The organism is Mesorhizobium sp. WSM4813, assembly GCF_055811555.1.
Genome location: NZ_JBVVQU010000048.1, coordinates 26,149 through 52,048 on the forward strand (window position 1 = coordinate 26,149; position 25,900 = coordinate 52,048).

The window sequence follows — 25,900 nt, forward strand, 5'->3', positions numbered from 1 at the left end:
TGCGAAATTCGGCTTCGGTTTGTCAATCCTGCAGTACGCCGCCGGCGCCTTCGAGCGCCTCGCGGGTGTCGACATCGATCGAAGCCGCCTTGCCGATCTCGACATCGACGACGTCGAGCCCCTCAGCCTCGACCAGGTGGCGCGCGCCGGTATCGCCTTCGAGATGAGCGATCGCCGCAAACAGTGAGCGCGGCAACAACACCGGGTTGCCTCGCTTTCCCTCATGCGAGGCGCGCACGACCGATCGGCCCTCGGATTTGCGGAATGCATCGATCAGCCTGTCGAGATCGGCTGACGCGACACCAGGCATGTCGCCAAGCACAATCATGGCACCGGCAGCGTCGCCGGCAACCTGCGCGATGCCGGCCTTCAGCGACGAAGACAGGCCCTCGGTGAAATCCGGATTGTCAGCGAAGGTGACGTCGAGGCCCGACAATACCGTCCGCACCCGCTCGCGCTGATGGCCGGTGACAACGATGGTGCCCGAAGCTTTCGAACCGAGCGCGCGCTCGGCGGTGCGGCGCACCAGCGGCTTGCCGTCGAACAGCGCCAGCAGCTTGTTCGGGCCGCCCATGCGGCTGGAGCGGCCGGCGGCCAGCAGCACGACATCGACCTTCAGCTCGGGACTCTCCGACTTTGGCGCCGGCAGCGGCTCGCGCGGCTGCGGCCGCGTCGGGATTTCCATCAAGAGACCGCCGACACCCATGCCGGCAATATCCTTGGCCGTCACGTCGAGGCCGGCGATCAGCCGGTCGAGAACCCAGTCGAAGCCGTTCTCCTTGGGGCTGCGGGCGCAGCCCGGCGCGCCGATGACACGCTTGCCGGCAAGTGTGCCGAGCACCAGCAGATTGCCGGGATCGACCGGCATCCCGGCGCGGATGACGGTGCCGCCGGCCTTCTCGATCGCCGCCGGGACGACGTCGCCAAAATCGCTCATCGCCGAGGCACCGAAGATTACCACCATATCGTTGTCGCGCGCCAGCGAGGCCGCAGCCTCAGCAACCGGGCCAACCCCGTGCGGCGTGCGGCGCTCCGCCGTCAGCCGGCCGCCCGAGCGTGCCAGGCGGGCTTCGGTGACGCGCATCGTCTTGTCGAGCACGCTCGGCTTGATGCCGGGCAGAACCGTCTGGATGACACCGACACGCACCGGCTGATAGGCATTGACGGCAAATATCTCGCCGCCGGCGCAGATCCTCGTCACCGAATCGACCAGCATGGAGCTGACCGCGAAGGGAATGATCTTCACCGTTGCAACCATCTGGCCTTTTTCGACCGGCGCATGCTGCGCCAGCGTTGCGATGGTGATGGTTGGATCGACAGCGTTGATGGCGTCGATCATCGCTGCATCGACGGTGAAGATACCGGCCGCCTGGGCGTGCAGGTTGACCCGGCCGGTCGCAGCGGCCTTCGTCTCGATGTTGCGATGCATCATGCTTTCGGCGATTCTTTCGGCGGCAGCGTCCTCGCTGAGATCATCCGAAGCCAAGACCGCCGCGACGACCTCCGAAATCCCCGCCGCCTTGAGTAGAGACACATCGTCGGCGCTAAGCCTGTGTGCCTTGCGAAAGCGCCGTTCCTCGGCGGTGGTGGCGTGCGCCAGCACCGCGCCTTCGGCCGTGTCGATCGGAATCGAGCCGAATTTCACGCCGCCGCATCCGTAGAGCGCCGCGCGTCCTCTTGGACGCGCAAAGGACGCTCTACTACTTTGAATCTACGCATCGTGCTTCTCCAAAATCGATTCCGATCTTTGGGCCGATGCGGAGGCTTCCAGGCCGCGCGAACGAAAGGCCTGGATCGCCTGCGCCAGCACCGCGACGGCGATCTCGGCCGGGCTCGCTGCGCCGATGTCCAAGCCGATCGGCGCGTGGATGCGGGCGATCTGGTCAGCAGTCGCGCCCAATGCCAGCAAGCGCTCGACGCGCTTCGCATGGGTCTTGCGGCTGCCGAGCGCCCCGACATAGAAGCAGTTGGCGTCGAGCGCCGCCTTCAGGGCGAAATCATCGATCTTCGGATCATGGGTGACAGCTGCCAGCGCGGTATAACTGTCGAGCGGCTGGCGCGAAAGCACGTCCTCAGGCCATTCGGCATGCAGCGCGACATTGGGAAAGCGGTCCGGGGTGGCAAAGGCCGTGCGCGGATCGACGATCTCGACGGGATAACCGGCGATCTTCGCCATCGGCGCCAGCGCCTGGCTGATATGAACGGCGCCGATCACCAACAGGCGTGGCTGCGGCAGATACGCATTGAGGAAGAAGGTTCGCCCCTCCGCCTCGACCGACCCGGAATTGCCTGATCGAAACGCCTTGGCGATTGCGGCGCCCAATTCGCCGGCGACCTGGTCGCCCTCGCGCACGATACGATCGCGGCAATCGCCGAGATCGGTGACCAAGATCACCGCGCGGCGGGCGCGGCGTTCGGCATTCAGCGTCTTTAAGGCATACGGATCCATCACGCTCTAACCCAACCGCTCGACATAGACTTTGATGCGGCCGCCGCAGGACAGGCCGACCTGCCATGCGGTTTCATCGGCAACGCCGAATTCCAGCATCTTTGCCTTGCCGCTGTCGATGACATCGATCGCCTCGGTGACCACCGCGCCTTCGACGCAGCCACCAGAGACGGAGCCGTGAAAATTGCCTTCCGCGTCGATGACAAGGTGGCTGCCGACCGGGCGCGGCGCCGAGCCCCAGGTCTCAACCACGGTAGCAATGGCGACATCCTTGCCGTCTTTCATCCAGCCTTCGGCGATGATCAACGGATCGCGCGCCTCATCGAGATACATGCTGTTGTCCATCACCGTTCTCCCGGAGAAAACATATGGCTACGCGGCGCTTCTCGCGCCACCCTCAATCCATCTGCGTGGGTCGACGGAGCGCGCCGAATTCTTGTCCAGCGATGCGCACAGATCAGCGAGCGCATCGAGATTGTGCACCGAGCGGAACTCGTCGACATGCGGCAGCATTGCCTTGACGCCGCGGGCGCGCGCCTCGAAGCCGTCGAAGCGCAGCAGCGGGTTCAGCCAGATCAGGCGCCGGCAGGATTTGTGCAGGCGCTCCATTTCCTCCGACAGGCCGGCGACGTCGTCGCGCTCCAGTCCGTCGGTGATCAGGAGAACGACAGCGCCCTGCGCCAGCACGCGCCGCGACCACAGCCGGTTGAATTCGGCCAGCGTGTCGCCGATGCGGGTGCCACCCGACCAGTCCATCACCGCCGCCGAACAATCGGCGAGTGCCGCGTCGGGATCGCGATGGCGCATCTGCCGCGTCAGATTTGTCAGCCGGGTGCCGAAGACAAAGGCATGTACGCGCCGGCGCTTCTCCGTCAGCGCATGCAGGAAATGCAAAAAGATGCGCGTGTACTGGCTCATCGAACCGGAAATATCGGCAAGCACGACCAGCGGCGGGTGAACCTCGCGCGGTGACCGGAATTTCGGCAGGATCAGTTCGCCGCCTGTCCGCGCGGCCGAGCGCATCATGGCGCGCGGATCGATACGTCGGCCATGCGCGTCGGATTTGAAACGCCGTGTCCTGACCATGTCGAAGGGCAGCCGCAACGCGGTAATCGCCTTTTTGGCGTCGGCCATCTCGGCGGCGTTCATCTGGGCAAAATCCTTGCCCCTCAGCACCTCGTTGCCGGAAAATGTGAAGCGGGCGTCGACCTCGATGTCGGGGATTTCCTGCACCGGCTGGTTCTTCTGGTGGCCCTCGAACATTGCCTGGCTGACGCGGTTTTCCGCAGCCCGCGGCTTTTGCTTCTCACGATTGTTGGGCGCAACCGGCGAAAACATCGCCAGTAACTTTTCGATCAGCTCGTGCGATTTCCAGAATAGCCGGAAAGTCTCGTCGAAGGTCGGGTGATCCTCATGCCGCGAGACCAGCACGGCGTGCAGCGTCCAGTAGAAATCGTCGCGGGAACCGATGCCGGCGGCGAGCACCGCCTCGATTGCGTCCTTGACCGACGCCGGGCCGACCCGCATGCCGGCCTTGCGCAAGGTGCGGGCGAAATAGACGATGTTGTCGGCGATCCGCCCGTCGGGCGTGGCCTCTTTCGGTTCGGGACGCGGCGTGGCCATTGCCCTACTCCGCCGCCGAAAGCTCGGCCTTCACCTCGTTGAGGATGCGCCGGCCTTCGCCCTGTTCTATACGGGCAATGTCGTCCTGGTATTTCAACAGCACGCCGATCGTGTCGGAAACGGTTTCCGGATCGAGCGCCACCTTGTCGAGTTCGGTCAGCGCGCCGGCCCAGTCGATGGTCTCGGCAACCCCCGGCACCTTGAACAGCTCGATCTGGCGCAGCTTCTGGATGAACGAAACCACCTCTGCCGACAGCCGGCTGTTGGCCTGCGGCACTTTTCTGCGCACGATTTCCAGCTCGCGCTCGGCATTCGGGTAATCGACCCAGTGATAGAGACAGCGCCGCTTCAGCGCGTCATGGATCTCGCGGGTGCGGTTGGTGGTGATGATGACGATCGGCGGCTCCTCCGCCTTGATCGTGCCGAGTTCGGGCACCGTCACCTGGAAGTCGGAGAGAATTTCGAGCAAGAATGCCTCGAAGGCCTCGTCAGTGCGATCTAGCTCGTCGATCAGGAAGACCGGGGCGCCGCCCGCCTTGCCGGTCAGCGCGTCGAGCACCGGGCGGCGGATCAGGTACTTTTCGGAAAAAACATTGCGTTCCATGTCGGAGCGGTCGACCTTGCCGGCCGCCTCCTCCATGCGGATCTCGATCATCTGCGCTGCGTAATTCCACTCGTAGACGGCGGACGAGACGTCGAGGCCTTCATAGCATTGCAGGCGGATCAGCCGGCGGCCGAGCGCTTGCGCCAGCACCTTGGCGATCTCGGTCTTGCCGACGCCAGCCTCGCCCTCGAGGAACAGCGGCCGTTTCATGCGCAGCGACAAAAACAGCACGGTCGCCAGCGACCGGTCCGCCACATAGTCCGCACCGGTCAGCAGATCGAGCGTCTCGTCGATCGTGAGCGGCGCCGGGCGTGGTTTCAACTCGGTCATTCTTTGTCCGTTGGTGCAGCCATCCAGAGCCTCTACAGAGCGTGATAGCCGCGGTCGTGGTAGATCAGTGGCCGCAAATTATCGCCGGTGCGTAGGCCTGTCACCTTGCCAAAAAGCACACGGTGGGTGGCCAAATCCTTGGTGTCGATCAGTTCGCAGTCGAACACGGCGAGCGCGTCCTTCAGCGTCGGCGCACCGGTCGAGATCACGTCCCAATCGCCAAGCGCGAAACGCTCTTCGACCGGCAGGCCGGTGAGGCCGGAAAAGCCGACCGACAGCGCCTCCTGGTCCGAAGCCAGCGTGTTCAAGGCGAACCTGCCATTCTTCACGAACGGCTCGTTCTTGGGATTTTCGCGATTGAGACAGACCAGGATGATCGGCGGCGTGTCCGAGACCGAACAGGCTGCAATGACAGTCGCCCCGCGCCTGCCGGCAGGACCGTCGGTGGTAACCACATGGACATGGCCGGCAAAATGGCTCATCGCGTCGCGATAGGCCTGTGGCCCTATGTCGTTCTTCTTCAGCACCGGCGATTTCCATTGGTTTGAAGCGAGATGAACCCAACCGTTATATATGACGGCATATTGCATGCCACAAGCGAAGTGGTTGACATGCATCTTGAATTTCGCGTGTTGCGTGAAAGCTGACCAGCCTTTAGGTCTTGGCAGGAAGTGGCCCCAGCAAACACGCGACCGGCGCAGAGGAATTCTTCGCTCGCATGCGACCCAGGACAACGACAATAGCGGTGCTGGCCTGGCTGTCTCTCGCGGGCGATGCGAACGCTGAGACGCTGCTGGTCGGCGTCGCGGCACCGCTGTCCGGGCCGTCGGCGATCCTCGGCAAACAGATCGAGGCGGGCGCCGGCCTGGCGGCAGAGGCGAACGGCGCCCAGATCAAGGTTGTCGACGACGCCTGCACAGCCGATGGTGGGGCTGCCGCAGCGAGGGATTTCGTTGCGGCGAAAGTCGGCGTGGTGGTCGGCTTCCTCTGCACCGAGGCGATCGAGGCGGCACTGCCGATCCTGAAGGACGCCGACATACCGGTCATCACCCTCGGCGTGCGCACCGAAAGTCTGACTGACCGGCGCGCCAAGACCGGCTGGCCGATCTTTCGGCTTGGGCCGCGCGGCGATGACGAGCGCAACGCCGTCGCCTCCAATCTGACCCGCCGATGGCAGAACGAACTGTTCGCAATCGTCGACGACGGCACCATTTACGGCCGCGAAATCGCCGAGACGCTTCGGGCGGCAGCCGAGCAGGCGGCGCTGAAACCGGTGTTCGTCGACACATTCCGGCCGCAGCTCGACAACCAGATCGGGCTGGTCGGGCGACTGAGGAAGGCCGGTGCAACGCATGTCTTCGCCGGCGGCGACGGCGAAGACATCGCCATCATGGGCCGCGACGCCGGCCAACTCGATGCCGACATCACCTTTGCCGGCGGCGAAGCGCTGCGCACACCGCCCGGCGATGTGCCCTATGCCAAGGGCACGCTGATGATCGCGCCGCCCGAATGGGATGATGTCGCCGACTCCAAGGTGCTCGAAAGCTTTGCCGCACAAAAGATCGTGCCAGAGGGTTACACGCTGCCGGCCTATGCGGCGGTCGAGATCGCCGAGGCGGCGACGGCCCTGGCGGAAACCGCCGGCTATCCACTGGCCGACACGCTCACCGGGCGTGACTTCAGCACCGCAATCGGGCCGATCCGCTTTGACGGCAAGGGCGACTTGACCGAAAACCTCTATCGGGTCTTCCGTTTCAACGGCGCAAATTTCGTGCCGGCGGAGACCAGATGATGTTTCGGACAGGGCCGCGCAATCTCATCACCGATGTCGCCGGCCTGAGCGTCGGCAACGCTTCCGATGTGAGGCTGAGGTCCGGGGTAACCACCATCGTCTGCGACGTACCGGCGGTGGCAGGTGTCCAGATCCTGGGCGGGGCGCCGGGCACCCGCGAGACCGACCTGCTCGAGCCGCACAATTCGATCGAGGCGATCCATGCTGTAGTGCTTTCGGGTGGTTCGGCCTTCGGTCTCGACGCCGCCTCCGGCGTACAGGCGGCGCTGCGTGAAAAGGGCATCGGTGTCGAGGTCGGCGGCTTTCGCGTGCCGATCGTGCCGGCGGCGATCCTGTTCGACCTGCGCAATGGCGGCGACAAGGATTGGGGTCGCTATCCGCCTTACCGCGATCTCGGCTATGAGGCGGCGCAGGCAGTCGGCATCGATTTTCCGCTCGGCACTGTCGGCGCGGGCACCGGCGCGTTGAGTTCCGGCCTCAAGGGCGGCCTCGGCTCGGCCTCGACGGTGCTCGACAGCGGCGTCACCATCGGTGCGCTCGCCGCCGTCAATCCGACCGGCTCGGTGACGATCGCCCAAACCCGCCACTTCTGGGCGGCGCCCTTCGAGATCGGCGACGAGTTCGGCGGGCTTGGCTATCCCTCGCCTATGCCGGAGGACGCGAAAACGATCCTGCTGAAGTTTCGCGACAAGCATATCGGGAAGCGGGCGAAGGTCGGCGGCAACACGACCATCGCCGTCATCGCCACGGACGCTGTCCTCACCAAGGCGGCCGCCAAACGCTTGGCGATATCAGCGCATGACGGCTTCGTCCGCGCCATCTGGCCGACACACACGCCGGCCGACGGGGATCTGGTTTTCGCGCTGGCGACCGGCAAGAGCGGCATCGAGCTTGCGCCCAACGACGCGATCGAGCTTTACGCGGCGGCCGGCGCCACCATGGCGCGCGCCATCAGCCGCGGCGTCTTTGCCGCAACGCCAGCCGACGGCGACCTGTTTCCGGTCTGGTCGTCGCGCTGAATGCACACCGCCGTGGCCTGTCATCAGGTGGGATCGGATTTTTCTTCCTCGAACGTGACTGCAACATCCGAGTTCGCCGACAGCCGCACTTTCTGTCCCTCGATTTCGGCTACCAGGCTGAGCGGAATATAGTGGTGGTGCCCCCTGTGAGCGCCCTCGCCGCTGTCGCGCTTGGTCAGCTTGATTCGTTGTCCCTCAACTTTGTCAACTGTGCCGACATGGACGCCGTCGGCGCCGATCACTTCCATATGTTCACGAATGCTGGCTGCATCGGTCATTGTGGGTTCTCCATTAGAGCGCCGCGCGTCCTTTTAGACGCGCAAAGGGCGCTCTAAACACTTTAAATCAACGCATCGAACTTTCCGAAAATCGATTCCGATTTTCGGGCCGATGCGGTGAAGCTGCCGACATAAAACAAATGACAGCGCGATTGGATGCATCGGCTTTGCGCCTCATTGGGCACGACGTTTTGACGATGTCGTGATAGTGATCGAAGCAACGCTGGCTGCTCAAACGGAAATCCGATGCGAATCCTTGCCCTGTTTGCCGTTTCCCTCCTTGCCCAGTTTGCAACTTCGCTCGACACGCATGCCGGCGATGTCGCCGAGCTTGAAATCCTTGGCTTCACCAGGGACGGCGGCATCTTCGCCTTCGAGGAGTATGGCGTCCAGGACGGATCGGGATTTCCTTATGCCAATCGCTACTACACCAACACCGCCGACGACAGTTTTCTCACGGGCACACCGGTCAGGGTGCGGCTTGACGACGAGAACGCAACGCTCGACGCGGCGCGCCTTGCGGCTCGGCAGAAAGGCGAAGCCATCATCAAGCAGGCGGAATTGACCGCGAATCGCGGCATCACCGCCGGCTTCAACCCGGTGACCGAACTTTCGGCCGATCCGTTCCGCATGGTCGTCAACCCGCGCCCGATCTTTTCGCCGGTCGACGATCCGCTCGAATTCCGGCTCGACGAGATCGGTATGAACGATACCGAAAACTGCCAAAGCCTTGGCGAGATCAACGGCTTTCGCCTGTTGCGCATGGAGGCGAAAGACGGTGGCAAGACTGAGCTCCTGCACGAGGACAAGTCGATCCCCAAAAGTAGAGGCTGCCCGAACGGCTATCGGATCGGCGCGGTGCAGACATTTTCCATGCAGGGCCTCAGCGCCTATGCCGTGCTGATCGCGGTGCGCCAGTACGGCTTCGAAGGGCCGGACTATCGCTGGATCGCGGTGACCGGCCGGCTGTGACGCCGCTCCCCGCCATACGCAACCGCCTGGATCGTATCCGCAAGGCCTTGCCATCGCCGCGCGCCGCGGTTTGCGGCGCCCTGCTGTGGGCCGCAGCGATGGGCGCCAGCGCGCTTGTCAATCTGCTGGTGGACGACTGGGAGACCCCGGCAAAGATCCGCTTCGTCTCGTTGCTCTATGCGGTCGGCGGTGCGCTCGCCTTTCCAGTCGGTCTGTTCCTGGCGCGGCTCGTCTCGCTCGGGCGGCATTGGCAAGTTGCCTTGGCGGCCGCGTTTGTCTGCCTTCTTGCCACTACGATCGGCCTCACCGGCGGGCTCTTTGCGCTGCAATACCGTTCCTACTATGCTCAGTGGCATGAACCCGCACTGACCATCGCGTGGGCCATCCAGTTCGTGCACACCGTGGCGACGGCGTTCTACCAATTCATCGTTCTGGGCATCCGGCTTTATTTTCCGCTCGGTTTCATCGCGCTGGCTCTCACCAGCATCTGGTTTGCGCGGCAGCAGCGTTGAGGATTTTGTCTGCCTCTGTTAGGACGCGGGCGAACGCACTCGCAAGTCAGGACTGACGGATGATCCCTCGCTACTCCCGGCCGGAAATGGTGGCCATCTGGTCGCCCGAAACCCGGTTCCGCATCTGGTTCGAGATCGAGGCCTACGCTTGCGACGCACTGGCCGAGCTCGGCGTGATCCCGAAGGAGGCCGCCAAGACCATCTGGGAAAAAGGCGGGGCCGCGAAGTTCGACGTCGAGGCCATCGACGAGATCGAGCGCGTGACCAAGCACGACGTCATCGCCTTCCTCACCCATCTCAGCGAATTCGTCGGCCCGGATGCCCGCTTCATCCATCAGGGCATGACATCCTCGGACGTTCTCGACACCTGCTTTGCCGTGCAGCTCACCCGAGCCAGCGACATCCTTCTGGCCGACATCGACGGCCTGCTGGCGGCGCTCAAGCGCCGCGCCTTTGAACACAAGGACACCGTCACCATCGGCCGCAGCCACGGCATCCATGCCGAGCCGACCACCTTCGGCATCAAGCTGGCGCAGGCCTATGCCGAATTCTCGCGCTGCCGCGAGCGGCTGGTGCACGCGCGTGAGGATATTGCGACTTGCGCCATCTCCGGTGCTGTCGGCACCTTCGCCAACATCGACCCCTATGTCGAAGAGCATGTGGCGAAGAGACTCGGATTGAAGCCGGAGCCGGTGTCGACGCAGGTGATCCCGCGCGACCGCCACGCCATGTTCTTCGCAACGCTCGGTGTCATCGCCTCGTCGATCGAACGGCTGGCGACAGAAATCCGCCATCTGCAGCGTACCGAGGTGCTGGAGGCGGAAGAGTATTTTTCACCCGGACAGAAAGGCTCTTCGGCGATGCCGCACAAGCGCAACCCGGTGCTGACCGAAAACCTCACCGGGCTTGCGCGCATGGTGCGTTCCTTCGCGCTGCCGGCGATGGAGAACGTGGCGCTCTGGCACGAGCGCGACATTTCGCATTCGTCGGTCGAGCGCATGATCGGCCCGGACGCCACGGTGACGCTGGACTTCGCACTGTCGCGGCTGACGACCGTCGTCGACAAACTGCTCGTCTATCCCGACAACATGCTGAAGAACATGAACAAGTTCCGCGGCCTCGTGCATTCGCAGCGTGTGCTGCTGGCGCTAACCCAGGCGGGCGTCAGCCGTGAGGACGCCTACCGGATGGTGCAGCGAAACGCCATGAAAGTGTGGGAGCAAGGCGCTGATTTCCTTGAGGAACTTTTGACCGACAAGGAAGTCACTGCAGTCTTGCCCGAAGCCGAGATTCGTGAAAAATTCGACCTTGGCTATCATACCAAGCATGTCGACACGATCTTCAAGCGCGTGTTCGGAGAAGCGTGATGATTTCGGCGGCCGGAGATTTTGATTTTCTCGCCCTGCCAGGGCGCGGCAATTCCGGGCCAGATCACTGGATGTCGCATTGGTGCCAGTCGTTCCCCAATTCAAGCCGCGTGCTGCAGGCCGAGTGGGACAGGCCGAATCCCGGGGACTGGATTGGCCGGGTGGACAACGCGATTGCCGCGGCACCTCGGCGCGTGGTGCTGCTTGCGCACTCGCTGGCGGTGGCGACGGCGGTGAAGTGGGCGGCCGGCGCCAGCGAAAGCCAGCTTAACAAGGTTGCAGGCGCGTTACTGGTTGCCGCAACCAATGTCGAGGATCCGGATCCTTCCTTCGACCTGGTTCGTCCCTTTGCGCCGATGCCGCTGAAACGCTTACCCTTTCCAACCCTAGTGGTGGCTAGCCGCACCGACCCGCGCGTCACCTTCGACCAGGCGACAGCGTTCGCCGCTGCCTGGGGCGCGGACCTCGCCGATGCCGGCGATCTCGGCCATATGGCAACGAGACTCGCCTCGGCCTTTGGCCGGCGGGCCTGCTCATGCTCGGCCGCCTGCTGGAAAAGGCTCGGCTCTAACAGGCTTTCGAAACGCTCAAGCCTTGCCGGGAACGGTCCTGATCACCGTGCCCCAAGGGTCTTCACGGGTCGTTGCAACAGTCACATTGTCCGAACGCATTTCGACCCAGGCCAGGCCGGACCGGGAAGGATCGCGACGGCCGGCGCCGGCGCTTTGCCACGAGTTGGCGCCGATGTGGTGATGGTAGCCGCCTGACGACAGGAACACCGCTGCGCTGCCATATTTCGCCACCGTGTCGAAGCCGAACTCCTGGTGCCACCAGGCCTCGGCGTCTTCCGGCCGACCGACGCGCAGATGGACATGGCCGATGATGCTGTTGTCCGGCATACCCTGCCAGCCGGCATCGCCGGCCGGCACTTCGGCAACAACCGACGAAATGTTCAGCCGTTCGGTCGCCATCGCCACCTTGTCACCATTCCACTTCCAGTCCTCATGGCGGCGGTCGGCATAGATCTCGATGCCGTTGCCATCAGGATCGGTCAGGTAAAGCGCCTCGCTGACCAGATGGTCGGAAGCGCCGTCGATGCCGATATTGTTAGCTATGGCGTGGTTGATCCAGCGCCCGAGATCGGCCCGGCTGGGTAGCAGGAAGGCGGTGTGGAAGAGGCCGGCGCTGCGCGGATCGTCGGGCTTCGCCGATGCATCCGCTTCGATGTCGAGCAAGGGGCGATTGGCGGCGCCTAGCGAGATTGTGCCGCCGGCGCGGCTCAGTTCCCGCAGGCCGACGATGTTGCGATAGTAAGCGGCCAGGCTTTCGGCATTCCGCGCGCGCAACCCGACGCGGGCAACGCTGACCGGGGTGGTGGCGGCAAAAGGCAGTTCGCTCATCAAAGTCTCCGTTTGGGCGGCCCTCGACGAGATCCCCAAAGCCAGGAGCCCGGCGCCACCATGTACGTCGTGTCAGTTCCAAAATCCTGGTTCTCATTACACGGCTGTTTCTTTTCCCGATAACAGATCGTCGATCGCGATCGTTCACACAAGACGCCAGGATGCGAACATGGTGTTCACTATTGTGAGCAATCGCACTGATGATCAGACCCAGTTGCGCATGATCTTATCCAAAAACCGCTTCACACTTTTTGGGATCATGCGCAGTTGCACGAAACCGTGTCCCTCGCTACATGCGCGCCATGAAAGTCAGGGATGCAGACATTCTCATCGTGCCGGGCTACACCAATTCCGGCCCCGACCATTGGCAGAGCCGCTGGCAATCGAAATTGTCGACGGCACGCCGCGTCGAGCAGGCGGAATGGTCGAAGCCTGTGCGCGAGGATTGGACAGCGAGCGTGGCGAAAGCGGTCAACGAGGCCGAGCGGCCGGTCGTTATCGTCGCCCACTCACTCGGCGTCGCCGCCGTGATCCAGGCAATGCCGCAGTTCCAACGTCCGGTCGCCGGAGCCTTCTTCGTGGCGCCGCCCGACGTCGCCAATCTTAAGATAAAACCCAGGCACCTGATGACCTTCGGCCCCTATCCGCGCGAGCCGCTGGCATTCCCTTCGGTGGTGATCGCCAGCCGCAACGACCCGTTCTGCGCGTTCGGCGTGGCCGAGGACATTGCCGGCGCCTGGGGCTCGCTGTTCATCGATGCCGGCGATGCCGGCCATCTCAACGCCGATTCCGGCTTCGGGCCGTGGCCCGAAGGATCGATGACTTTTGCTAAGTTCCTGACCGACCTTTAGGAGCCGATCGAGTCCTTGACGCTCTTCAGCAGGGTCTTTGCCCCCAGGCCGATCAGCGCGTGCTCGGAGCCCATCGCCAGCAGCCGATAACCCATCGACACCACGCGGCCGGCGATGGCCGGTTCGACGACGTAGATCGCCGCATGCTTGCCGGCCTTGCGTGTCCGCTCGGCGATCGAGGCGACGGTTTCCATCATGCTTTCCAGCGTCGAACTGACGGTGGTGCCGTTCGACCAGGCGATCGAGAAGTCCGACGGGCCGAGAAAGATGCCATCGATACCCGGCGTGTCGAGGATGCCGTCGAGCGCATCGAGGGCAGCGCGCGTCTCGACCATGGCGAAAGCCATGGTGCGCTCGTTGCTGTCGCGCAGCCAGTCGGCATAGTCGCCCTTGCCTTGACGCGGAAAGGCATAAGTCGGCCCCCACGAGCGCTCGCCGAGTGGCGGGTACTTCATGGCGGCGGCAAACAGCCGCGCGTCCGCCACCGAATTCACCATCGGCGCAATCACCGCCTCGGCGCCGAAATCGAGCGCGCGGCTGGCCATGTCGAAGCGGCCGACCGGAATGCGCACCAGCGCCGGTTTGTTGGCGGCCAGCACCGGCCCAAGGCCGCGCAGCACGCTATCCTCGTGATGTCCGCCATGCTGCATGTCTAGCGTGACGGCATCGAAACCCTGTCTGGCCAGAATCTCGACCGTCAGGGCATCAGGCACGCCGGACCATGCGGTGCACAACGTTTCATCGGCCGCAAGGCGTGACTTGAGGGACATGGGCGCCTTCCTTAATCGCTCTCGCATCGGCCCACAATCGGCAAGCCCGATGCGAGGAGTCAAAGTTTGAGAGCGTACTTTGTGCGTCCGAATGGATGCATGTCGCTCTAATGCAGTTCAGCCGGAAACAGCTGCAAAGGCAAAGAAAAACCGCCCGGAGGGACCGGGCGGTCGATTGGTCCAGCGTGTCGATTGGCTCAAAGCAAGGATCAGGTGTTCTTGATCTGCTCGATGGCCTGCGCCATCAGATCGTCCATGGTGCGGCGAATCTGATGGTCCGACTGGACGACCCCGGCTTCGTCGAAATCCTTGCGTATCTTGCGGAAAACGTCGTGGTCGCCGGCTTCCTCGATGTCGGCGAGGACGACCTGCTTGGCATAGGCTTCGGCGTCGGCCCCGGCCTTGCCGAGCTTTTCGGCGGCCCACAGGCCGAGCGCCTTGTTGCGGCGGGCCGCTGCCTTGAACCGGAGTTCCTCGTCGATTACGAACTTGCGCTCGAAGCCCTCCTCGCGATCTTTCATGCTGCTCATGGCATCCCTCCGGTCAAATCCGATTCGTCGGCAGTTGGAATATGTGTATTGCCGCAGCACAAACCAAAAGGCCACGGGCCGGTCAATATGGTACGTCACTTGCTGCGCTGCGGCATTTCATTCCGGAAAGCGGTGATTGAAAGGATTTGCCGATTGAGCAAACAGTGCGATTGGGATAGACACCGGCATTGAACCCCTACCGTTGCCGCACTAATTTAGGCGGACGGACAGGAACTGGTCGCTTGCCGCCTGCCCGGAAATCCAGAGAAAAGATCAGATGAAAAATCGCCGCCGCATTTATGAAGGCAAGGCCAAGATCCTCTATGAGGGACCTGAGCCGGGAACACTGATCCAGTTCTTCAAGGACGACGCGACCGCTTTCAACAAGAAGAAGCACGAAATCGTCGATGGCAAGGGAGTGCTCAACAACCGCATTTCCGAGCACATCTTCAACCATCTCAACCGGATGGGCATTCCGACCCACTTCATCCGCCGGCTCAACATGCGCGAGCAGCTGATCAAGGAAGTCGAGATCATTCCGCTCGAGGTGGTGGTGCGCAATGTCGCCGCCGGTTCGCTGGCCAAGCGTCTCGGCATCGAGGAAGGCACCGTGCTGCCGCGCTCGATCATCGAATTCTATTACAAGGCCGACGCGCTCGACGACCCGATGGTGTCTGAAGAGCACATCACCGCTTTCGGCTGGGCGAGCCCGCAGGAAATCGACGACGTCATGGCCCTGGCCATCCGCGTCAACGATTTCCTTTCCGGCCTGTTCATGGGCGTCGGCATCCAGCTCGTCGACTTCAAGATCGAGTGCGGCCGCTTGTTCGAGGGCGACATGATGCGCATCGTCGTTGCCGACGAGATCTCGCCGGACTCCTGCCGTCTGTGGGACGTGGCGACCCAGGACAAGCTTGACAAGGACCGTTTCCGCCGCGACATGGGCGGGCTGGTCGAAGCCTATCAGGAAGTCGCCCGCCGCCTCGGCATCATGAATGAGAACGAGCCGCCGCGTCCCGCCGGACCAGTGCTCGTCGCCTCGACCGATGGCGTCAAAGGCAAGCCGCACTGAGATTTTTGCCGTCCAACACTTCGAACAGGAGCATGTCCAGCGTGATCAAGGCCCGCATTACCGTAACCCTCAAGAATGGCGTGCTCGACCCGCAAGGCAAGGCGATCGAACATGCGCTGTCCGGGATGGGATTCGGCGTCGGCCAAGTGCGGCAGGGCAAGGTTTTTGACGTCGAGCTTGCGGAGAGCGACAAGACCAAGGCCGAAGCCGACCTCAAAGCGATGTGCGACAAGCTTCTGGCGAATACGGTGATTGAGAACTATAGTGTGGCGATTATCTGAGGTTGTGCCGGAGGGCAGATGGCCGAGATTGATGGAAGCTTGATATTTGAAGTTCTCAAGTCAATTCAGTCGCGGCTGGACCGGATAGATCTGACGCTCGGGGAGGTAAAGTCCGAGCTCGGCTCTATCCGCGGCCATCTCATCGCCACCGAGGGTGACGTGAAGAACATCTATGGCGTGCTGGCTCGCCAGGACGAGCGCCTGGAACATATTGAACGCCGTCTAGATCTGCGCGAACTCGCCGAAGCCCAGAGGCCTTACGAACCGAAATGAAATCAGCCGTCGTCCTCCTCCCTGGCCTCAACCGTGACCGCGACATGATCGCGGCGCTGACCAAGATTTCGGGAACACCACCGGTCACCGTCTGGCAGACCGACACCGAAATCCCCGATGTCGACCTGATCACCATCCCCGGCGGCTTCTCCTTCGGCGACTATCTGCGTTGCGGCGCCATTGCCGCGCGCATGCCGGTGATGCGGGCGGTCGCCGAAAAGGCGGCCAAGGGCGTCATGGTCATCGGCGTTTGCAACGGCTTCCAGATCTTGGTCGAGGCCGGTCTTTTGCCGGGCGCCTTGATGCGCAACACGTCGCTGAAATTCGTCTGCCGGCAGGTCAAGCTGCAGATCGCCAACGCCAACACGATGTTCACCCGCCGCTATCAGCCGGGCCAGATCATCCGCTCGCCGGTGGCGCATCACGACGGCAATTACTTTGCCGACGCCGAGACGCTTCGCAGGCTCGAAGGCGAAGGCCAGGTCGTGTTCCGCTATGCGGAAGGCACCAATCCCAACGGCTCGATAAACGACATTGCCGGTATCATCAACAGCCAGGGCAATGTGCTCGGCCTGATGCCGCATCCCGAGAACCTGATCGAAGCGGCGCATGGCGGCAGCGACGGCCGGGCACTGTTCGAAAGTGCCCTCGGCATCGCCGCTTGATAGCTTCAGCGCTCATCCCTTTTCCGAACTCGAAATAGGCGCCGCCTGACCATGAGACAGACGATTGCCCGGCTCGCTCTCGTCGCCGCCGCCGGCCTTGTGCTCGCCTCCTGCCAGTCGAAGCCGAAAAGCGCGCCGGCGCCTTCGGGCAAGAGTGCGGCGCTGCTTGCCATGGAACAGGTGGCGATCGCCGCCCACAAATGCTGGATCGCCAGCAAGGATCCCGCCTTCAAGCCCTATCAGATGGCCAATGAACTGAATTCTTTCACCGGCACGCCGCGCTTCCTGCTGGTCCCGGTCAAGCATTATGGCGGAAAGCCGTTGCTGGTCGTGCAGGCGCAAGGCAATTCGCGCCGCATCGACGTCTACGGTCCGCTGATGGCCGAGCCGCTCGGTGCACGCATCGGCTCGGACATCGCCCGCTGGCAGGCTGGGAATCCAGCCTGCGGTGCGGCTGCGTAGGGCTGTGAGCCGCTTCCTGCAGATTGCCGGTCTGGTCATAGGCTTGGCCGCGCTTGTCCTGCAAATCTGCATCACCATTCCGGCGTCGATGGCAGCCGGCCGCAGTTTTGTTGGCTCTCTGGTCTTCTACTTCAGCTTCTTCACCATTCTGACTAATATCGGCGCAGTACTCGTGCATGTTTCGCTACTGTCGCCCGGTGGCTACGCCTGGTTCCGGCCTTTGCCGCGCCGCGGATGCGAGCGGGCGTAGCGGTTGCCATCACCCTGGTCTTCATTATCTATGCCACGGTCCTGGCGCAGCTTTGGCAGCCGCAGGGTCTGTTCCTGCTCTGCGACATCCTGCTGCACTATGTAGCGCCGGTACTGTTCGTGCTGTGGTGGCTTGTGGCAGGCGCCGATGGCTCGACGCGGTGGCGCGACATCTCCTGGTGGATGATCTATCCGTCGCCTATTTGGCCTATGCACTGGCGCGGGCGCCGATATCAGGCGAAGTGCCCTACCCGTTCCTCGATCTCGCCAAGAACGGCGCCGCCAGCGGCCGTGTCGGCGCTGGCCACTACCGGGCTTTTTCTCGCGCTGTGCATAGTCGCGGTGCTTGCAGACCACCACGGCATCTCGCGGATGAGGAGCCCCGGTAACTATCAAGCACGAAAAAGGCGTCCTAGGACCGTGTCTTCTTAGATGCACTCAAGCTTAATGTATCTTTCAGTCCCAGAACGGTCTCAGACCCTCACGGTGGGCATCGACGCGCGAGATGCCGATATCCTTGAGCTGATCATCGGTCATCTCCAGCAGGACCAGCCGGCTGCGCCGGCGATCCAGCAGGCTGCCAATCCGGTTTGCGAATGACCTGACCATACGCACCAGGCGACGGACATAGCCTTGCCGGCCTGACGGACGCGCTTCGAGCAATTCAGCTCTCGTGTAACGGATTGTATCGATTGCAGCCATTTTCTTGCTACCGGAATTCGAGATTGTACCCTTTTGTCACGCAATCCATATGTATTGACTCTCAATTCGGTGCAATATAAAAAATTGTCACCATGACAAATTGGCTTCCAGATCTTACGTCCGGCTCGGGGCCCCTCTACCAGCGGCTTGCAGATTCCATTGAAACCGACATCGACCGTGGCGTGATCGATGCGGGGGCAAAACTGCCGCCGCAGCGAGATCTGGCATACGACATCGGCACGACCGTCGGCACGGTCGGCCGGGCCTACCAATTGTTGCGCGAACGGGGGCTGGTGAGCGGCGAAGTCGGGCGCGGAACCTATGTCCTGGGCCGGCATGAGACTAAGACCGATCTGCTGGCATCCGACCCGCATGTGGAAGGCACGCGCTATATCGATGCGCCTCGCGGCAAGTTGCGCTTCGACAGCACAGCTGCGCCGGATATTGGTCAGGGCGCCATTGTCGCCGATGCGCTCTCGCGCACGGCGCAGGACCATCCGTATGAGATTTCAAGCTATACCCGGGATTTTCCCGACCGCTGGTTCGAGGCCGGCTGCAGCTGGCTATCGCGAAATTCGTTTCGCCCGAGCCCTGATGGCATCGTTCCGACGCTCGGCACCCATGCCGCGGTTATGGCGGCGATTGCCGCGCTCACCACGCCTGGCGATTATATCGTCTTCGAGCACCTCACCTATTCGCAGATTTCACGCAGCGCCGGCCTGATCGGACGCCGGACCGCGCTGGTAACGTCGGACGAGGAAGGACTCGATCCAGAGGATTTCGAGCGCGTCTGCGCGCAAAAACACCCGAAAATGATGTTCCTGATGCCGACGGCCAAGAACCCAACACTGGTGACGCTGTCGGCAACACGCCGCGAGGCCATCGCGCGCGTCGCGCGCGAATACAATGTCGTTCTGATCGAGGACGATCTCTATGGCGATCTGACCGACGACCCGACCCCGCTATTGGCCGAATATGCTCCCGAACGGACCATCGTTGCCGGCGGCCTGTCGAAATCCGTCGCGGCGGGCGTTCGCGGCGGCTGGCTCGCCTGCCCGCCGGCCTATCGTCATCGGATCCGAGTCGCCCACAAGATGCTGACGGGGGGCCTCCCCTTCCTGCTGGCGGAAGTGTGTAGCCGGCTTGTTCTGTCCGGCCAGGCCAGCGAGATGCGCAAGCGCAGCATCGTCGAGATCAACGCGCGCATGGCGATCGTGCACGAGACACTGGCCGGGTTTGACTTCAAGGCAGTGGACAATGTGCCCTTTGTCTGGCTCACCCTTCCTGATCCATGGCTTTCCGGTACCTTCAAGAATGCCTGCCTCGAACATGGCGTGCTCATCGATGATGAGGACGAGTTCAAGGCCGGCCGCTCCGAGCAGGTTTTTCACGGGGTGCGTTTTGGCGTTTCACAGCCGAGTCGTCGAGAGGACATCGCGGGTGGCGTCGGCGTGATCCGGCGGCTTCTGGACGAAGGCCGCGCCGGCTACGACAGTTTCTCCTGAGCCGGCTTGAAACCGGCGGGTCGAGTGGCGATCTTTCGCTACTTGCTGCGCCCTATCGCTTTCCATAGTTTTTCGTCGCGTGATGGGTGTATCGGCTGCAAAGCTTGCGATAAGACGGGGCTCGATCCCAAGGATGTAAATTGCCGCCCATGACCATTTCCAATTCCGTGCCAATCACTCAGGAACTCATTGCCGCGCATGGGCTGAAGCCCGACGAATATCAGCGCATCCTCGACCTGGTCGGGCGCGAGCCGAGCTTTACCGAGCTCGGCATCTTCTCGGCGATGTGGAACGAGCACTGCTCGTATAAATCCTCGAAAAAGTGGCTGCGCACGCTGCCGACCACCGGGCCGCAGGTCATCCAGGGGCCGGGCGAGAATGCCGGCGTGGTCGACATCGGCGACGGCGACTGCGTCGTCTTCAAGATGGAGAGCCATAACCATCCTTCCTACATCGAGCCCTATCAAGGGGCGGCGACCGGCGTCGGCGGCATCCTGCGCGATGTATTCACCATGGGCGCGCGGCCGATCGCGGCAATGAACGCGCTGCGCTTCGGGGCGCCGGACCACCCCAAGACCAAGCATCTGGTTGCCGGCGTCGTTGCCGGCGTTGGCGGCTATGGCAACTCCTTCGGTGTGCCGACGGTCGGCGGTGAGGTCAATTTTGACGCGCGCTACAACGGCAACATCCTGGTCAACGCCTTTGCGGCGGGGCTTGCCAAGACCGATGCGATCTTTCTGTCGGAAGCTAAGGGCGTCGGCCTGCCGGTCGTCTATCTCGGCGCCAAGACCGGCCGCGACGGCGTCGGCGGTGCAACCATGGCCTCGGCCGAATTCGACGACAAAATCGACGAGAAGCGGCCGACCGTTCAGGTCGGCGACCCGTTCACCGAAAAATGCCTGCTCGAAGCCTGCCTCGAACTGATGGCGTCCGGCGCCGTCATCGCCATCCAGGACATGGGGGCCGCAGGCCTCACCTGCTCGGCGGTCGAGATGGGGGCAAAGGGCGATCTCGGCATCGAGCTCGACCTCGACAAGGTGCCGGTGCGCGAGGAGCGCATGAGCGCCTATGAGATGATGCTGTCGGAGAGCCAGGAGCGCATGCTGATGGTGCTGCGCCCCGAAAAGGAAAAGGAAGCCGAGGCGATCTTCCACAAATGGGGCCTCGACTTCGCCATCGTCGGCAAGACAACCGACGATCTGCGCTTTCGCGTGCTGCACCAGGGCGACGAGGTCGCCAACCTGCCGATCAAGGATCTCGGCGACCAGGCGCCGGAATATGACCGCCCCTGGACCGAGCCGAAGAAGCCGGCGCCCCTGGCGGCCAGCGATGCACCGCAAGCGGATGTCGCCGAGGCGCTGCTGAAACTGCTTGGCGGACCCGACCTGTCGTCGCGCCGCTGGGTATGGGAACAGTACGACACGTTGATCCAAGGCAATTCGCTGCAGCTTCCGGGCGGCGATGCCGGCGTGGTGCGAGTCGAAGGTCATCAGACCAAGGCGCTCGCCTTCTCCTCCGACGTGACGCCGCGCTATTGCGAGGCCGACCCCTACGAGGGCGGCAAGCAGGCGGTGGCCGAATGCTGGCGCAATCTTACCGCCACCGGCGCCCTGCCGCTCGCGGCCACTGACAATCTCAATTTCGGCAACCCGGAACGGCCCGAGATCATGGGCCAGTTGGTCGGCGCCGTGAAAGGCATTGGCGACGCTTGCCGCGCGCTCGGCTTTCCGATCGTTTCCGGCAATGTCTCGCTCTACAACGAAACCAACGGACAAGGCATCTTGCCGACGCCGACCATCGGCGGCGTCGGACTGATCGCCGACTGGTCCAAGATGGCGCGGATCGGCTTTGCCGCCGAGGGCCAGATGATCCTGCTGGTCGGCGCGCCGTCCATGTGGGGAACGCATCTCGCCCAGTCGGCCTACATGCGCGACATTCATGGCCGCACCGACGGCCCGCCGCCGCCGGTCGACCTCGACCATGAAAAGCGCGTCGGCGACCATGTGCGCGCCCTGATCGCCTCCGGCGTCGTTACCGCTGCGCATGACGTATCCGATGGCGGCATTGCCGTCGCGCTGGCCGAGATGGCGATGGCGTCCGGCATCGGCGCGACCGTCCCCGGCCTGGTCGGGACCGATCCGATCCCGGTCTGGTTCGGCGAGGATCAGGGCCGCTATCTCCTGACGCTGTCGATCGATCCGCAAAGCAAGGAATGGGACGCCATTCGCGAACAGCAGAGCAAGCTCGGTATCTTCGCACCGTGGATCGGCTCGACCGGCGGTAGTGACCTGAAACTCGGCGAGGCACGGGCAATCCCGGTCGGAGAATTGACCGCTGCCCACGAATCCTGGTTTCCTCGCTTCATGGCAAATGAGGTCGTGGACCCGTGATATGATCGAATGGGGTCTTTTGGGTGTGGTTCATCCGCCATTCGATCATATCTATGAGATCACGACCTGAACAAGGAATCCTCGCATGGCAATGGACGCGCACGACATCGAACGGCTGATCAAGGAAGGCATTCCGGACGCCAAGGTGACGATTCGCGACTTGGCCGGCGACGGCGACCATTATGCAGCCGAGGTGGTAGCCGAAAGCTTTCGCGGCAAAAGCCGTGTCCAGCAGCATCAGATGGTCTATGACGCGCTGAAGGGCAATATGGGCGGCGTGCTGCACGCGCTCGCCCTGCAGACCAGCGTGCCGGACTGAGGGCTTCGGCGTCCTTTTTCGTCGAGACGGCAATGATCGGCCCTGCCGGATATTTTTCGCGACGATCGATCTCTCGCCATTCGACAGCGCCGAGACCGCCCGTCGAAGAAAAGCGCGTTGGGGCAGTGCAGCGCATCGCGGAACAGGCGTGCAAAGCTGCCGAGACTGACTTGCGAGCACCAGATCGCGATTGCCTGAGCCACCGGATCAAGCCAGCGTAACGAGCACAATACCGATCAGGATTGTCGCGCTATCTCGCCTTTTTATCGCTCCCTTGGGAAATAGCTGGCCGATGCTCTTGGCCCAATATCATGCCATCCTTTGCGCCATTTGCGTGACGATGCGGCAAACGTCTTGTTTCAGGCAACCTATGGGTTTATTTGAAGGGCATGTTTCGAGCCCGACTCTCGCGGGCATGAAAGGATTCTCTATGAGCGGTATCAACGACTACATCGACAGCGAAGTGAAAGGCAACGACGTCGTTCTCTTCATGAAGGGCACGCCCGGTTTCCCGCAATGCGGATTTTCCGGTCAGGTCGTGCAGATCCTCGACTACATCGGGGCCGACTACAAGGGCGTCGACGTGCTGACCTCGGCCGAGCTGCGGCAAGGTATCAAGGAATATTCCAACTGGCCGACGATCCCTCAGCTCTACGTCAAGGGTGAATTCGTAGGCGGCTGCGACATCATCCGCGAGATGTTCCAGGCAGGCGAACTTCAGACGTTCCTCGTCGAAAAGGGCGTGAGCGTCAAAGGCGCCGCCTGAATTTTATTTGCGCATGATCCCCAGCGAAATCGATCCCGATTTCGGGGTCATGCGCTAAACGCCGGGCCAGCCCCCACCTTGGCAGACTGAGTACCTCCCCGTATTGGGGCCTAAGACGAATGAATGCGCTGGTGCGCCGGCGCTTTTCGTTTGAAGATCGGACTTGCCGTGGATCAGCATGCACAAGCGCCGGAGGCAAGCACCTTGCCTATTCCGCGCTGGGAATTCATCGCGCTTTGCGCTGCGTTGATGGCGCTCAACTCGCTGGCCATCGACATTATGCTGCCGGCGCTGCAGCAAATCGGCGCCTCGCTCGGCGTGGAAAATGAAAACCACCGCCAATATGTGATTGCCGCCTACATACTCGGCTTTGGCGGCGGGCAGCTCTTCTTCGGACCGATTTCGGACCGCTTCGGACGCCGTGCTCCGCTCGTGGTAGGACTGGTGATCTATGTCGCGGCAGCGGCTGCGGCGGCAATTGCCCCGACATTCGCCATTCTTATCCTGTGCCGGGTAGTGCAAGGCATCGGCGCCGCGGCCACACGCGTCATCGCCGTCTCGATCGTGCGCGACACGTTTGACGGCCGGCGCATGGCCGAGGTCATGTCATTGATCTTCATGGTGTTCATGGCCATTCCGGTCGTCGCCCCCGGCATCGGCCAGTTCATCATGCTGTTCGCGACCTGGCACGTGATCTTCATCACCATGGCGGCCGGGGCGCTGATCGTGTCGGCGTGGGCGCTGCTGCGCTTGCCCGAAACGCTGCGTCCCGAATATCGCAGACCACTGACGGCCGAATCCATCATCGGCGGCTTCCGCATCGTGCTGACCAATCGCATGGCACTTTGCTATGCCTTCGCCAGCACTTTTGCCTTCGGCGCAATGTTCGGCTTCATCAATTCGGCGCAGCAAATCTATGTCGGCGTGTTCGGCGTTGGTGAGATGTTCCCGGTGATTTTCGCAGGGATTGCCGGCGTGCTCGCCTTTTCGAACTATCTGAATTCGCGCCTTGTCGGCCGCATCGGCATGCGCCGCCTGTCACAGAGCGCGCTGCTCCTGTTTCTGGCCATCAGCCTCGCCTGGCTGATCGTTTCCATCCAAATGAAGATGCCGCTCTGGCTTTTCATCACCTTCTTTGCCTGTGCGATGGTCCCGTTCGGCGCACTCGGCGCGAATTTCAACGCGCTCGCCATGGAGCCGCTCGGCCAGCTGGCCGGCACGGCATCGTCCATTCTGGGCTTCATGCAGACCTTCCTCGGCGGTCTGCTCGGCACGCTGATCGGCCAAGCCTTTAACGGCACGGTGACGCCCTTGGCCGCCGGATTCTGCAGCGTGTCGCTTGGCGCATTGGTGATGGTGCTGATCGCCGAGCGCGGCAAATTCTTCCAGCCGCAGAACCCGCCGGTTTAAGCTCGAAACCCAATTGTGGTTGTCAATCGCGACGGTAAAATGGGTATCTCAAGTGGCTACCTGGATTTCCGTCTTCACGGAATTGGCAATGAAGCACTGTTGATGCGCCGAGTGGTGCAGTTCCGCTTCTGTTGCGGCGGTTGGCGTTTCCCCGGCGTAGACAATGGTCGGATTGAGGTCAACGCGGCTGACTACCAATCGTCCGTCCACCTTCTCCATCATGCCGACCGCCTTGTCGGTATAGCTCTCCACGACGATCCCCTGGGGCGCCGCGAGCGAGAGAAAGGTCAACATGTGGCAGCTGGAAATCGCCGCGATGTAAGCCTCCTCTGGATCGACGTTGGCCTCCACTGAATAAGGAAGCGGAACGATATGCGGCGAAGCGGATGCCGGCACCACTTGGCCTCCGTCGAAGCGCCAGATGTGCGCGCGGCTGTAGCGCTTGTCGGTGAATACCGCTCCTTCTCGCTCCCAGTGCACTTCGACGGTCATTTTCATGAGTGGTCCTTTGTCGGAACGGAAAGAAGTCTTGCAGTCGTCTGGGTCAGATGGCAGCGAAGATGCTGCGCCGCAGCGTTGAAATCGCGCCTCGCACAAGCGGCAACGATCGCCGCGTGTTCCTCGAAGAAATCAATTCGCTCCTTGGCGCCACGCTCTTGGTGAAGGGTTGCCCGCCGCGATTCTCGTCGAAGGTCTCCGATCGTCTTAAGCAATCGAGTATTCGTGCAACCGCTGTACAGGGCGAGGTGAAACTGTTGGTCGAGCTCCAGAATCCGCGATGGATCGTACTCCGCGAACAGCTCGTCATTGAGCCTCTCAGCCTTACGCAAGGCGGAAAGCTGAAGCCCCGGCTGCGACTGCTCCAAGGCAGCGACCTCCAGAATAGCCCGAACTTCGCAAAGTTCAGTCGCCTCCCGTACTGAGAGGATCGCTACCGCCAGGCTTCGGTCGGGACGCCGCACGGCCAAGCCACTCCCGAGTAACCGATCTAAGGCCTGCCGGACGGGCTGGCGGCTGACCCCGAAACGCTCCGCGATCGATTCCTGCTTGAGAACAGAGCCCGGTGCCAATTCACCTGACTCAATCTCGTCTTTGAGTTCGCTAAAGATCGACTTTGGATCCATGGATCCAAAGTACGATGCCCCGGCGGAGTTGGTCAAGGCCCTATTCGCAATACGCCTCCTGGGATTGCGGCGTTCCCGCCCTTCTGCCTCGGCTCAAGAAACGAAGTGACTAGAGCGTTCTGTCATTTGATTGAATCGTAGGGATTCCCGAATCACGACAATTTTGATTCAACCTGCTGGCTGGG

Annotated in this window: 29 protein-coding genes and 2 pseudogenes; 18 read left to right on the plus strand and 13 right to left on the minus strand. The window is 62.4% G+C overall.

Annotated elements, in window-relative coordinates; all coding sequences use genetic code 11:
* Positions 1 to 22 precede the first annotated feature (22 nt).
* The 6 genes from AC0L25_RS24175 to AC0L25_RS24200 all read right to left on the minus strand — a co-directional run bounded on the left by AC0L25_RS24175 (position 23) and on the right by AC0L25_RS24200 (position 5,533).
* Positions 23 to 1,645, minus strand: a complete 1,623-nt coding sequence (locus AC0L25_RS24175) for an NTP transferase domain-containing protein (RefSeq protein WP_473597825.1) — start codon at positions 1,643 to 1,645, stop codon at positions 23 to 25.
* Between the two features lie 66 nt (positions 1,646 to 1,711).
* Positions 1,712 to 2,449, minus strand: coding sequence for an XdhC family protein (locus AC0L25_RS24180; RefSeq protein ID WP_473597826.1), 738 nt, complete (start codon positions 2,447 to 2,449; stop codon positions 1,712 to 1,714).
* Between the two features lie 6 nt (positions 2,450 to 2,455).
* The gene (locus tag AC0L25_RS24185; protein WP_473597827.1) at positions 2,456 to 2,794 is read right to left on the minus strand and encodes an XdhC family protein; all 339 of its coding nucleotides are present in this window, start codon (positions 2,792 to 2,794) and stop codon (positions 2,456 to 2,458) included.
* A gap of 27 nt (positions 2,795 to 2,821) precedes the next feature.
* Positions 2,822 to 4,072, minus strand: coding sequence for a vWA domain-containing protein (locus AC0L25_RS24190; RefSeq protein WP_473597828.1), 1,251 nt, complete (start codon positions 4,070 to 4,072; stop codon positions 2,822 to 2,824).
* 4 nt (positions 4,073 to 4,076) lie between these two features.
* A complete protein-coding gene (locus AC0L25_RS24195) occupies positions 4,077 to 5,006 on the minus strand; it encodes an AAA family ATPase (protein ID WP_473597829.1) in 930 nt (309 codons plus the stop codon).
* A gap of 32 nt (positions 5,007 to 5,038) precedes the next feature.
* Entirely contained in the window at positions 5,039 to 5,533 is a 495-nt protein-coding gene (locus AC0L25_RS24200; RefSeq protein ID WP_473597830.1) for a flavin reductase, read from the minus strand.
* Positions 5,534 to 5,724: 191 nt separating this feature from the next.
* On the opposite strand from AC0L25_RS24200, the gene AC0L25_RS24205 reads away from it, so the two are divergent.
* Positions 5,725 to 6,798, plus strand: a complete 1,074-nt coding sequence (locus tag AC0L25_RS24205; RefSeq protein ID WP_473597831.1) for an ABC transporter substrate-binding protein — start codon at positions 5,725 to 5,727, stop codon at positions 6,796 to 6,798.
* Positions 6,798 to 7,817 carry a P1 family peptidase gene (locus AC0L25_RS24210; RefSeq protein ID WP_473597848.1) on the plus strand — a complete coding sequence of 340 codons (1,020 nt, stop codon included), beginning with the start codon at positions 6,798 to 6,800 and terminating at the stop codon, positions 7,815 to 7,817. The genes AC0L25_RS24205 and AC0L25_RS24210 overlap by 1 nt, the downstream gene beginning before the upstream one ends.
* Positions 7,818 to 7,840: 23 nt before the next feature.
* On the opposite strand, the gene AC0L25_RS24215 is transcribed toward AC0L25_RS24210, so the two are convergent.
* Positions 7,841 to 8,095 (minus strand): DUF2171 domain-containing protein, encoded by a 255-nt coding sequence (locus AC0L25_RS24215; RefSeq protein ID WP_473597832.1) that lies wholly within the window; start codon positions 8,093 to 8,095, stop codon positions 7,841 to 7,843.
* Positions 8,096 to 8,341: 246 nt separating this feature from the next.
* Between AC0L25_RS24215 and AC0L25_RS24220 the strand changes: the two genes are divergently transcribed.
* The 4 genes and pseudogenes from AC0L25_RS24220 to AC0L25_RS24235 form a co-directional block, all read left to right on the plus strand.
* On the plus strand, positions 8,342 to 9,067 hold the full coding sequence (locus tag AC0L25_RS24220) for a DUF2259 domain-containing protein (RefSeq protein WP_473597833.1): 726 nt from the start codon (positions 8,342 to 8,344) through the stop codon (positions 9,065 to 9,067).
* Positions 9,064 to 9,579 carry a hypothetical protein gene (locus AC0L25_RS24225; RefSeq protein WP_473597834.1) on the plus strand — a complete coding sequence of 172 codons (516 nt, stop codon included), beginning with the start codon at positions 9,064 to 9,066 and terminating at the stop codon, positions 9,577 to 9,579. Before AC0L25_RS24220 ends, AC0L25_RS24225 begins: the two co-directional genes overlap by 4 nt.
* A gap of 59 nt (positions 9,580 to 9,638) precedes the next feature.
* Entirely contained in the window at positions 9,639 to 10,946 is a 1,308-nt protein-coding gene (purB, locus tag AC0L25_RS24230) for an adenylosuccinate lyase (protein WP_473597835.1), read from the plus strand.
* Positions 10,947 to 11,017: 71 nt separating this feature from the next.
* Positions 11,018 to 11,386: pseudogene (locus tag AC0L25_RS24235) on the plus strand (RBBP9/YdeN family alpha/beta hydrolase); the annotation flags it as partial.
* A gap of 147 nt (positions 11,387 to 11,533) precedes the next feature.
* Here the strand turns inward: AC0L25_RS24235 and AC0L25_RS24240 are convergent.
* Positions 11,534 to 12,346, minus strand: coding sequence for a VOC family protein (locus AC0L25_RS24240; protein WP_473597836.1), 813 nt, complete (start codon positions 12,344 to 12,346; stop codon positions 11,534 to 11,536).
* Between the two features lie 302 nt (positions 12,347 to 12,648).
* Between AC0L25_RS24240 and AC0L25_RS24245 the strand changes: the two genes are divergently transcribed.
* Positions 12,649 to 13,197: an RBBP9/YdeN family alpha/beta hydrolase gene (locus AC0L25_RS24245; RefSeq protein WP_473597849.1), complete on the plus strand. Its 549-nt coding sequence runs from the start codon at positions 12,649 to 12,651 to the stop codon at positions 13,195 to 13,197.
* Here AC0L25_RS24245 and AC0L25_RS24250 read toward each other — a convergent pair.
* Both AC0L25_RS24250 and AC0L25_RS24255 read right to left on the minus strand, forming a co-directional pair.
* Complete coding sequence (locus AC0L25_RS24250) at positions 13,194 to 13,967, minus strand: HpcH/HpaI aldolase family protein (protein ID WP_473597837.1); 774 nt, start codon at positions 13,965 to 13,967, stop codon at positions 13,194 to 13,196. The two genes, AC0L25_RS24245 and AC0L25_RS24250, sit on opposite strands and share 4 nt — an antisense overlap.
* A gap of 209 nt (positions 13,968 to 14,176) precedes the next feature.
* A complete protein-coding gene (locus tag AC0L25_RS24255) occupies positions 14,177 to 14,497 on the minus strand; it encodes a DUF1476 domain-containing protein (RefSeq protein WP_473597838.1) in 321 nt (106 codons plus the stop codon).
* Between the two features lie 277 nt (positions 14,498 to 14,774).
* Here AC0L25_RS24255 and purC point away from each other — a divergent pair, with 277 nt between their 5' ends.
* The 6 genes and pseudogenes from purC (at position 14,775) to AC0L25_RS24285 (ending at position 17,931) form a co-directional block, all read left to right on the plus strand.
* Complete coding sequence (gene purC / locus AC0L25_RS24260; protein ID WP_023674725.1) at positions 14,775 to 15,569, plus strand: phosphoribosylaminoimidazolesuccinocarboxamide synthase; 795 nt, start codon at positions 14,775 to 14,777, stop codon at positions 15,567 to 15,569.
* A 41-nt stretch (positions 15,570 to 15,610) separates the two neighbouring features.
* The gene (purS, locus tag AC0L25_RS24265; RefSeq protein ID WP_473597839.1) at positions 15,611 to 15,850 is read left to right on the plus strand and encodes a phosphoribosylformylglycinamidine synthase subunit PurS; all 240 of its coding nucleotides are present in this window, start codon (positions 15,611 to 15,613) and stop codon (positions 15,848 to 15,850) included.
* Positions 15,851 to 15,868: 18 nt separating this feature from the next.
* Positions 15,869 to 16,123 carry a hypothetical protein gene (locus AC0L25_RS24270; protein WP_473597840.1) on the plus strand — a complete coding sequence of 85 codons (255 nt, stop codon included), beginning with the start codon at positions 15,869 to 15,871 and terminating at the stop codon, positions 16,121 to 16,123.
* Positions 16,120 to 16,788: a phosphoribosylformylglycinamidine synthase subunit PurQ gene (gene purQ / locus AC0L25_RS24275; protein WP_473597841.1), complete on the plus strand. Its 669-nt coding sequence runs from the start codon at positions 16,120 to 16,122 to the stop codon at positions 16,786 to 16,788. Before AC0L25_RS24270 ends, purQ begins: the two co-directional genes overlap by 4 nt.
* A gap of 51 nt (positions 16,789 to 16,839) precedes the next feature.
* Positions 16,840 to 17,250 carry a hypothetical protein gene (locus AC0L25_RS24280; RefSeq protein ID WP_473597842.1) on the plus strand — a complete coding sequence of 137 codons (411 nt, stop codon included), beginning with the start codon at positions 16,840 to 16,842 and terminating at the stop codon, positions 17,248 to 17,250.
* Between the two features lie 4 nt (positions 17,251 to 17,254).
* A pseudogene (locus tag AC0L25_RS24285) lies at positions 17,255 to 17,931 on the plus strand (Pr6Pr family membrane protein).
* Positions 17,932 to 17,955: 24 nt separating this feature from the next.
* On the opposite strand, the gene AC0L25_RS24290 reads toward AC0L25_RS24285, so the two are convergent.
* Positions 17,956 to 18,201: a DUF1127 domain-containing protein gene (locus AC0L25_RS24290; RefSeq protein WP_473597843.1), complete on the minus strand. Its 246-nt coding sequence runs from the start codon at positions 18,199 to 18,201 to the stop codon at positions 17,956 to 17,958.
* A 92-nt stretch (positions 18,202 to 18,293) separates the two neighbouring features.
* On the opposite strand from AC0L25_RS24290, the gene AC0L25_RS24295 reads away from it, so the two are divergent.
* The 5 genes from AC0L25_RS24295 to AC0L25_RS24315 all read left to right on the plus strand — a co-directional run bounded on the left by AC0L25_RS24295 (position 18,294) and on the right by AC0L25_RS24315 (position 24,591).
* Positions 18,294 to 19,706 (plus strand): aminotransferase-like domain-containing protein, encoded by a 1,413-nt coding sequence (locus tag AC0L25_RS24295; protein ID WP_473597844.1) that lies wholly within the window; start codon positions 18,294 to 18,296, stop codon positions 19,704 to 19,706.
* Between the two features lie 149 nt (positions 19,707 to 19,855).
* Entirely contained in the window at positions 19,856 to 22,096 is a 2,241-nt protein-coding gene (gene purL, locus AC0L25_RS24300) for a phosphoribosylformylglycinamidine synthase subunit PurL (protein WP_473597850.1), read from the plus strand.
* Positions 22,097 to 22,181: 85 nt separating this feature from the next.
* Positions 22,182 to 22,415 carry a BolA/IbaG family iron-sulfur metabolism protein gene (locus AC0L25_RS24305; RefSeq protein ID WP_023674714.1) on the plus strand — a complete coding sequence of 78 codons (234 nt, stop codon included), beginning with the start codon at positions 22,182 to 22,184 and terminating at the stop codon, positions 22,413 to 22,415.
* A gap of 430 nt (positions 22,416 to 22,845) precedes the next feature.
* Positions 22,846 to 23,181 carry a Grx4 family monothiol glutaredoxin gene (gene grxD / locus AC0L25_RS24310; protein WP_029353656.1) on the plus strand — a complete coding sequence of 112 codons (336 nt, stop codon included), beginning with the start codon at positions 22,846 to 22,848 and terminating at the stop codon, positions 23,179 to 23,181.
* Between the two features lie 168 nt (positions 23,182 to 23,349).
* Complete coding sequence (locus tag AC0L25_RS24315; protein ID WP_095490785.1) at positions 23,350 to 24,591, plus strand: multidrug effflux MFS transporter; 1,242 nt, start codon at positions 23,350 to 23,352, stop codon at positions 24,589 to 24,591.
* A 48-nt stretch (positions 24,592 to 24,639) separates the two neighbouring features.
* On the opposite strand, the gene AC0L25_RS24320 is transcribed toward AC0L25_RS24315, so the two are convergent.
* Together AC0L25_RS24320 and AC0L25_RS24325 are read right to left on the minus strand one after the other, a co-directional pair.
* Positions 24,640 to 25,089, minus strand: coding sequence for an OsmC family protein (locus AC0L25_RS24320; RefSeq protein WP_473597845.1), 450 nt, complete (start codon positions 25,087 to 25,089; stop codon positions 24,640 to 24,642).
* Positions 25,086 to 25,751, minus strand: coding sequence for a GntR family transcriptional regulator (locus AC0L25_RS24325; protein ID WP_473597846.1), 666 nt, complete (start codon positions 25,749 to 25,751; stop codon positions 25,086 to 25,088). Before AC0L25_RS24325 ends, AC0L25_RS24320 begins: the two co-directional genes overlap by 4 nt.
* Positions 25,752 to 25,900: the final 149 nt, after the last annotated feature.